This is a genomic window from Kitasatospora sp. NPDC057500, from assembly GCF_042802195.1.
Taxonomy (GTDB): Bacteria; Actinomycetota; Actinomycetes; order Streptomycetales; family Streptomycetaceae; genus Kitasatospora.
The window spans coordinates 26,335-33,892 of the sequence record NZ_JBHVER010000072.1 but is presented as its reverse complement, the minus strand read 5'-3'; the positions used below and the strand labels follow the sequence as shown (position 1 = coordinate 33,892).

The following is a 7,558-nucleotide window of genomic DNA, read 5'->3' as shown; positions in this document are numbered from 1 at the left end:
AGCCGGTGGTGGCTCCGGGGGCGGGCGGGGTGGTGGTGGACGGAGGGTCGGGGATCGGACGGCAAGACGGGGCGATCGCGGGTGATCAGTGCTTGCAGTCCTTCTCGCCCGGCTTGCAGCCGCGCTCGGTCTCCGAGCCGCTGGCGGCGGGGGCCGTCTTGGCCACCGCGCCGACGACGGCGCTCTTGATGACCGCGGTGGCGGCGGCGAGGCCGACGATGGCGGACGCGACGCCGAGCGTCTTCGATGCCGTGTTCGTTGCCATGGGTGGGGTACTCCAGATTCTTCAGCTCCGAGCGGCCCAACCGTTCAACCGCTCTGCCCTCCACTCTGGTCGGCGCCGCGCCCCGGGCGCATGGGCCCGCCGTCCCGTTCCGGTCCCAGAACGGGACGGCGGACGCGACGGCGGACCCACCGGAGCAGCTCAGGGCAGCATCAGCACCGGCTTCACCACCTCCCCCGCCTCCGCCGCCCCGGCCGCCTCCTCGACGGCCTCGAACGGGTACGTCCGCACCAGCCGGTCCACCGGCAGCCGTCCCGCGCGCAGCAGGTCCACCAGTGCCGGCAGGAACCGCGACGGCACGCTCGCCCCCTGGTTCACCCCGACGATCCGCGGCGCCCGGGCGAGCAGCCCCGGGACGTCCAGGCCCACCTCGCTGCCGGCCGGCGGCGCGCCCACCACCCCGCAGGTCCCCCCGACGGCCAGCGCGTCCACCGCCTGGCGCAGCGCGCGGACGCTGCCGCTGGTCTCCAGCGCGTGCTGGGCGCCGCGCCCGCCGGTGAGGTCGCGCACCGCCGCGACCGGGTCCCCCGCGCCCGCGTCCACGACGTCGGTGGCGCCGAGCTCCCGGGCCAGCGCGAGCCGGTCCGGGCGCAGGTCGACCGCGACGATCCGCGCCACCGGTGTCGAGCGCGCCGCCAGGACGGCGGCCAGCCCCACCGCGCCCGCTCCGAACACCGCCAGGGTGTCGCCGGGTTCGGGCCGCAGCACGTGGAAGACGGCACCCGCGCCGGTCTGCACGCCGCAGCCGAGCGGCGCCAGCAGCTCGAACGGCACCGGCGGCCCGGTGACGGGCACCGCGTTGCGCTCGTCGGCGAGCGCGTACCCCGCGAAGGAGGACTGGCCGAAGAAGTGGCCGTGCAGCGCGGCGCCGCGGTGGCGGCCGGTCCCGCGCACGGTGGCGCTGCCGTCCAGCCGGCCGCCGCCGAACAGGTTGAGCGCGGCCCAGTGGTCGCAGCGCACCGGCAGGCCGGCCCGGCAGGGCGGGCAGGCGCCGCAGGAGTCGAAGGTCAGCACCACGCGGTCGCCGGGCCGCACCCGGGTGACGGCGTCGCCGACCGCCTCGACGGTGCCCGCGCCCTCGTGGCCGAGGACGGCGGGCAGCGGCGCGGGCGTGCGCCCGGCCCGCACGCTCAGGTCGGTGTGGCAGATCCCGACGGCGCGGATGCGGACCAGCACCTCGTCCGCGCGCGGCCCGTCCAGCCGGACGGCCTCCGGGCGGAACGGCCCGCCGGTCTCCCGCACCACGGCGGCGGTGGTCCCGATCACGACGGACCGGTCCCGCCGCGCGGCGCGCCGGCGCTGTCCCACGGGTCCGGGGGTGTGAACAGCCGGTCGGGGGTGGCGCGTTCGTAGGGCATGCCGGGCGGCATCGCGAGCACCTCCAGCTGGAGGCCCCAGGGCGCGCGGAAGTACACCCAGCGGTCGCCGTCGATCGGTCCGCCGTCGGTGATCGTCTGCGGTTCGCCCAGCACCTCGACGCCGGGCCGGCGCCGCAGGTAGGCGACGGCGCGGTCCACGTCGTCGACGGCGATGGCGAGGTGGTGCCCGCCCCAGTCGCTGTTGGCGGGCTGCTCGCGGCGCTGGTCCGGGGCGGAGTACTGGAACAGCTCCAGGTTGCTGACCGGGCCGAGGCGCAGCATCGCGATGTGCGCCACCGCCGAGCGGTGGACGCCGAGTTGGCGGTGCATCCAGTCGTCGTCCCCGGGCGGCGCGGCGACCGGCCCGAGGCGGTAGAGCAGGCGCGCGCCGAGCACGTCGGTGAAGAACGCCACCGCCTGGTCGAGGTCGGGGACGGTGTAGGCGACGTGGTGCACGGCGCGCGCGCCGGGGATGCCGGTCATCGGGCGCTCCTTCCGGACGTCCCGGACGTCCCGGACGTCTCCGGCATCTCGGGGGTGTCGGCGAGCGAGGCCTGCTCGTGGGCGGCGTCGCGCTGGTTGGCGATCGCGCTCATCAGGCTGAGGCCTCCGTCGACGGTGAGCGACACGCCGGTGGTGTAGGCGGCGTCCGGGCCGGTCAGGTGGACGACGGCCGCGGCGACCTCCGACGCCCGGCCGGGCCGGCCCACCGGGATGGCGGGCCGGGCCAGCGCACTGAGGTCGCGGTCGTCGAGGACGCCGTTCATCCGGGTGGCGGTCTCCCCGGGGCTGACCGCGTTCACGGTGATCCCGTACGGAGCCAGTTCCAGGGCCATCACCCGGGTGAGCCCGCCGAGCGCGCCCTTGGCCGCGCAGTAGGCGGAGCCGCCGAGGACCGGGGTGAACTCGTGGACGGAGGTGACGTTGACGATCCGCCCGCCGCGCCCCTGGCCGACCATCCGGCGGGCGGCGGCCTGGGCGCAGGCGAACGGCCCGGTGAGGTCCACCGCGAGGATCCGCTGCCAGTCGTCCAGGTTCTCCTCCAGGACTGGTGAACGGTGGTTGATACCGGCCGAGTTGACCAGGATGTCGATCCCGCCGAGCTGCTCGGCCGCGCCGTGCACGGCCCGCGCCGCGGCGGCCGGGTCGGCGAGGTCGAGCGGCAGCAGCATGGTCCGCCCGCCGGCCAGTTCGGCCGTCCGGCGGGCGGCGGCGCGGTCGGTGCGGTAGCCGATCGCCACCGCGTGCCCGGCATGGGCGAGGGCGATCGCGACGGCCCGGCCGATGCCGGAGCTGGCACCGGTGACGACCGCCACCGTGGACGGCGGCCCGCCGCCCTCGGGATGGCGGTGGTGCGGTCCGGGGATGCTCATCGGGTCACCTCCGAGACGGGGGCGGGGCGGACCTGGTAGCCGGCCAGGGCGAGGCTCGGCGCGCCCAGGTAGCCGTAGAGCGCGGCGGTGGGGCCGGCCGGTCCGGTGCGGTAGCCGTGCCACTCACCGGCCGGGACGAACACCAGGTCCCCGGCGCGGACCGGGACCTCGGCGCGCTCCGTGAGGTGGGTGCCGCCGCCGGAGAGGACGAGGAAGAACTCGTCGGCGTGCGGGTGCCGGTGCAGGTCGTGGCTGCCGCCGGCGCCGAACTCCGAGGCGGCGACGGTGATTCGGCGGGCGCCGACGGTCTCGTCGGTGGCCAGCCAGCGCACCGCCATGCCGGTCGAGCCGGCGATCGCGGTGTCGCCGCTGCGCGCGGCGGGCACCGCCGGGGAGGGCGGGTCCGGGGTGGACGGGTCCCGGGCAGGCGGGTCCGGGGCGTCGTCGTGGAACCGGATGCCGGGCCTGGGCGGGGCGAGCGGGACGGGGTAGGGGTGCTGCGCGGGCCGGTCGCCGGGCACCGCGAGGGGCCGGACGGTCAGCACGGCGGCGGGCGCGCCGGGCAGGGCGGTGAGTCCGCAGGAGCTGCCGGGCGGGTGGTAGAGGCCCTCCCCCGGGCCGAACACCCGCCCGGACGAGCGGATCCCGCCGGAGAGCACCAGCGTCACGGATTCGCCCACCCGGGAGGGGCGGTGCTCGACGCGGACGCCGGGCGGCAGGGTCTCGACGGTCAGCCCGCCGCGCGCGGACGGCAGGTGCTGCGGGTCGATCAGCCGTCGGAAAGCGGGGGCCGTCCGGGGGACGGCGGCGGGTACGAGGATCACGGGGGATCTCCTTCAGCGATGAGTCCGGGTGGTCCGGCGGGTCCGGCGGGTCCGGCAGGTCTCGTGGGCCGGGTGGGGGCGGGCACGGTCCGCACCCGGGCCGGCGGCCGGTCGCCGGCCCGGGCGAAGTCGAGGAGCACCTTGGGCGGGCCGCTGCGCCCGCCCGCCAGCAGCCGGAACGCCTCCGGACCGGCGGACGGCGGCAGCACGGCGGCGATCAGCGGCTCGGCGCTCAGCACGCCGTCGCGGAACAGCCGCAGCGTGCGGTCGTAGTGGTCCAGGCCGTGCCGGACTCCGATCACCTCCAGCCCCCGCAGGGCGAGTTGGCCGGGGTCGAAGTCGGGACACGGGCTGCCGGCCACGCCGATCACGGCGAGCCGGCCGCCCGGTTCGAGCAGGTCGAGGCCGAGCGCGAACGCCTGGGCGGCGCCCGACGCCTCGACCGCGAGCGAGTACCGGGCGGAGCCCTCGGCCCGCGCCTGCTCGGGACTCAGGGCGCGGCGCGCACCGCAGCGCAGGGCGAGCCGCCGCCCGGCCGGGTCGATGCCCACCGCGTCCACCGACTCGCCCAGGCGGGCGGCGAGTTGGACGGCGAGCAGGCCGATCGTGCCGGTGCCGAGGACGACCACCCGGTCGCCGAGCCGGCAGCGGGCCCGTTCCAGCCCGGCCACCACGGTGACCGCCGGTTCGACCAGCACGGCGGCCCGGTCCGGCACCTGGCCGGGGATCCGGGACAGCGAGCGTTCCGGCAGCACCACGTACTCGGCGGCGGCGCCCTGGCGGCCGTAGAGGCCGACCTCGGTGAGGCGTTCGCAGAGCGGGCGGCGCCCGCGCCGGCACATCCGGCACAGGCCGCAGTGCACCATGGTGTGGCCGACCACCCGGTCACCGGGCGCGAACTCGGTGACCTCGCAGCCGACTTCGGCGACCTTTCCGCACCACTCGTGCCCCGGGACGAGCGGGTAGCGGGCCCGCCCGTCGCGCAGGTAGGCGGCGGTGCCGTGGAGGAGTTCGAGGTCGGTGCCGCAGAGGCCGACCAGCGAGGTGCGCACGGTGACCGCGTCCGGTCCGGGCGGTGCCGGACGGGGCACCCGGGCGAGCGCGACCCGGTGGGGCGCCTCGAACCGCAGCGCCGTCATGGTGGCGGCGGCGCGGGCCGTGGCACGAGTGGCCCCCGCCGTGGTGGCGGGGGCCTCGGTGCGGGCCTCGGCGGCCCTGGCGGGGCCGGTCACGGCCGGCTCCGCCGTTCGGCGCGCCGGCGGGCGAGGGAGTGCCTGGTCGCAGTGGTGCGACGGGGCGCGGCCAGGGCGAGGCAGAGCACCTCGGCGCCCAGCGGACCGGCCTCCAGGAGCAGCGTGCGGCCCCGGGTCGCCAGCAGCAGGTCGCCGTCGACGGCCAGGTGGTCCGGCTCGTCGGCGTTCCGGCCGACGAGCAGGGAGCCGCGCGCAACGAACAGGACGGTCTCGCCGTCGGGCCGCCCCGGCATCTCGTGGTGGGCGCCGGGGCTGAGCCGCAGGTGGTCGAAGCTCTCGCAGGCGCTGGCGAGCATGGAGCGGCGCGCCAGGCAGCGCAGCCGCACGCGCTCGCCGTTCGGGCCGAGGATGACGGCGGCCGAGGCCGTCGCGGTGGTGACGATCACCGTGACTCGCCTCCCTTCTGGCTCGGAGGGGTGTCGGGGTGGTCCGGTTCGTCGGCGGCCGGGCGTTCGGTCCCGGGCCGTTCTCCGGTCGGCCGCTCGGTGGTCGGCTCTCCGGTCGGCTCGGCGGTCGGCTCGGCGGCCGGCCGCCCCGCCGCCGGGTGGGCGAGGGCCCTGCCCGGGTGGCCGGCGACGGCGAGCACCGCGTGGAAGAACTCCAGACCGGCGGTGCCGGCCGTGAGCACGGTGCACGCCCCGAGCGGGAGGGTCACGGCGGTGCCTTCGACCAGGGGGATCCCGGAGTCGGCGACCGTCGATTCCTCGCTTCCGGCGTCGGCGGCGTCGGCCTCGGCCTCGGCCTCGGTCCCGGTCTCGGTCTCCGGCGCCGTGGCGGTGCCGGAGCCCGCCGTGATGTACAGGGCGCGTTCGACGCCCTCGGCGGTGACCTCGACGCTGCGGCCCGGTTCGAGCCACTGGAGCCCGACGGCGCGCAGCGGTCCGTTCAGCACCCGGCTGGGGTCGACGGCTCCGCGTCGGCGGAGGTCGGTGATGACGGTGCCCGTCATGACGGGAACTCCTTCTGGTGTCCTGCGGTCCGTGCTGGGCCGTTTCTGTTCTCCACGGTGTGCCGCCTGCAGTCCCGGTCGCACGGGAACCCGGTCCCGTCCTGCTCCCGGCCCGTTCCCGGCCGGTGCCCGGGCCCGGGTCCCCGCGCACTCACCGCACGCCCGGGGCGGGACAGGCGGCCGGGACCACGGGGGCCCGGTCGGTCTCGGGACGGGCGCTCTCAGGACGGGCGCTCTCAGGACAGGCGGTCTCGGGACCGGCCTCGTCGGGACCGGCGGTCCTGCTGCGCGGGACGCCCGCGCACGCGAGGTCGCCCAGGCCCTCCACGGCGGCCCGCAGCACCGCGCCGTCCACCGGCGTCAGCAGCCTGCCGCCGGCGCAGTACGGGCGGCCGGGCTCGGCGAGGAGCAGCAGCCCCGCCGCGCCCGCCGCGGCCAGCGCGGCGGTCAGCCGGTCGCGGTCCACGCCGCCGGGCAGGGTGGTCGCCGAGCCGTTCCGGGCCAGCAGCTCCCGGTGGGCCCAGCCGGTGGCACCGGCCGCCACGCCGAGGCGCGCAGCCACCCGGGCGGCGAGCAGCAGGCCCAGTGCCTCGGCGTCGCCGGGCGCGAGGGCCGGGCCGGCGACGACCCGCAGGGCGTCGGCGAGGCTCCGGCCGTAGCCGAGGGCCAGCGCGGGGCCGGTCTCGTCGGGGTCGAAGCAGACCAGGGCGGCCCGCGCGTCGGCGCACAGGGCGATCAGGGCGGTGAGCGTCGGCGCGTCGTACCGGGCACCGGGGTGGAGCAGGGCGGCGAGCATCGGGTACTGGGCCGGGCAGACGGCGAGCACGTGGCGGACCACCGCGACCATCCCGGCCCGGGTCGCCCCGGCGGGGCGGGCCGCGAGCAGGTCGGCCCGGACCCAGACCAGCGCGACCGGGACCGGGCGGTGCAGGGCCGGCGCGGCCCCGCACGCGGCGGCCAGGTCGGTGGGCACCCGGACGTCCGCCGGGAGCCCGCAGGCCTGTTCGCCGCCGACGGCGACGACGGCCGTGCGGGCGCTCCCGCCGGGCGCGGCACCGGCCGGGGGCGGGCCGTCGCGCAGGTCGTGCACGGCGGTGGGCGCCAGGGCGGCGGCGAGGGCGTGGATGCGGGCCAGCTGGTCGACGGGCGCGGTGCCGTCGGTGACCAGGACGAACCGGTCGGCGTCGAGAGCACCGAGCCGCACCCCGAGTTCGGCCCAGGACGGCTCACCGCCGCGCACCGCGAGGAGGACCTGCGCGGCGCCGGCCTGGATCCGCCGGTCGAGCCGGACAGTGCGCTGCATGGTGGTCTCCTTCCGTCCGGACCGTCCGGACCGTCCGAACCGCTCGGACTGCTCCGGACTTCGACCTCCACGCTGCGCCGCCCGCCGCCCTGCCCGCCTGAGCCGTCGGCCCCGACCGCGCCCCGCCCCCGCCCGGGACGGGACGGGCGCAGGCGCAGGCGCAGGCGCAGGCGCAGGTACGGGTACAGGTACAGGTGGCGGCAGGGGCGAACAGC

The 7,558-nt window shown here is 78.0% G+C and carries 9 protein-coding genes; all 9 read right to left on the bottom strand.

All coding sequences use genetic code 11. The features are described 5' to 3' along the window. Positions 1-85 precede the first annotated feature (85 nt). Positions 86-265, bottom strand: coding sequence for a hypothetical protein (locus tag ACFU74_RS17670; protein ID WP_380757522.1), 180 nt, complete (start codon positions 263-265; stop codon positions 86-88). A gap of 159 nt (positions 266-424) precedes the next feature. Beyond that, entirely contained in the window at positions 425-1,549 is a 1,125-nt protein-coding gene (locus ACFU74_RS17665) for an NAD(P)-dependent alcohol dehydrogenase (RefSeq protein WP_380757520.1), read from the bottom strand. Then, the gene (locus ACFU74_RS17660) at positions 1,546-2,124 is read right to left on the bottom strand and encodes a VOC family protein (protein WP_380757518.1); all 579 of its coding nucleotides are present in this window, start codon (positions 2,122-2,124) and stop codon (positions 1,546-1,548) included. The genes ACFU74_RS17665 and ACFU74_RS17660 overlap by 4 nt, the downstream gene beginning before the upstream one ends. Next, positions 2,121-3,014, bottom strand: a complete 894-nt coding sequence (locus ACFU74_RS17655; RefSeq protein WP_380757516.1) for an SDR family oxidoreductase — start codon at positions 3,012-3,014, stop codon at positions 2,121-2,123. Before ACFU74_RS17655 ends, ACFU74_RS17660 begins: the two co-directional genes overlap by 4 nt. Beyond that, positions 3,011-3,838 carry a cupin domain-containing protein gene (locus tag ACFU74_RS17650; protein ID WP_380757514.1) on the bottom strand — a complete coding sequence of 276 codons (828 nt, stop codon included), beginning with the start codon at positions 3,836-3,838 and terminating at the stop codon, positions 3,011-3,013. The genes ACFU74_RS17655 and ACFU74_RS17650 overlap by 4 nt, the downstream gene beginning before the upstream one ends. Then, positions 3,835-5,070, bottom strand: coding sequence for a zinc-binding dehydrogenase (locus tag ACFU74_RS17645; protein WP_380757512.1), 1,236 nt, complete (start codon positions 5,068-5,070; stop codon positions 3,835-3,837). Before ACFU74_RS17645 ends, ACFU74_RS17650 begins: the two co-directional genes overlap by 4 nt. After that, complete coding sequence (locus ACFU74_RS17640) at positions 5,067-5,477, bottom strand: hypothetical protein (RefSeq protein WP_380757510.1); 411 nt, start codon at positions 5,475-5,477, stop codon at positions 5,067-5,069. The genes ACFU74_RS17645 and ACFU74_RS17640 overlap by 4 nt, the downstream gene beginning before the upstream one ends. Beyond that, positions 5,474-6,040: a hypothetical protein gene (locus ACFU74_RS17635; protein WP_380757508.1), complete on the bottom strand. Its 567-nt coding sequence runs from the start codon at positions 6,038-6,040 to the stop codon at positions 5,474-5,476. Before ACFU74_RS17635 ends, ACFU74_RS17640 begins: the two co-directional genes overlap by 4 nt. A gap of 151 nt (positions 6,041-6,191) precedes the next feature. Further along, complete coding sequence (locus tag ACFU74_RS17630) at positions 6,192-7,343, bottom strand: hypothetical protein (RefSeq protein WP_380757506.1); 1,152 nt, start codon at positions 7,341-7,343, stop codon at positions 6,192-6,194. Between the last annotated feature and the right edge of the window lie 215 nt (positions 7,344-7,558).

What these genes read in the sequence shown, in the direction of transcription:
- ACFU74_RS17670 (WP_380757522.1), bottom strand. Translation starts at nt 265, where the DNA reads ATGGCAACGAACACGGCATCGAAGACGCTCGGCGTCGCGTCCGCCATC.
- ACFU74_RS17660 (WP_380757518.1), bottom strand. Translation starts at nt 2,124, where the DNA reads ATGACCGGCATCCCCGGCGCGCGCGCCGTGCACCACGTCGCCTACACC.
- ACFU74_RS17655 (WP_380757516.1), bottom strand. Translation starts at nt 3,014, where the DNA reads ATGAGCATCCCCGGACCGCACCACCGCCATCCCGAGGGCGGCGGGCCG.
- ACFU74_RS17635 (WP_380757508.1), bottom strand. Translation starts at nt 6,040, where the DNA reads ATGACGGGCACCGTCATCACCGACCTCCGCCGACGCGGAGCCGTCGAC.
- ACFU74_RS17630 (WP_380757506.1), bottom strand. Translation starts at nt 7,343, where the DNA reads ATGCAGCGCACTGTCCGGCTCGACCGGCGGATCCAGGCCGGCGCCGCG.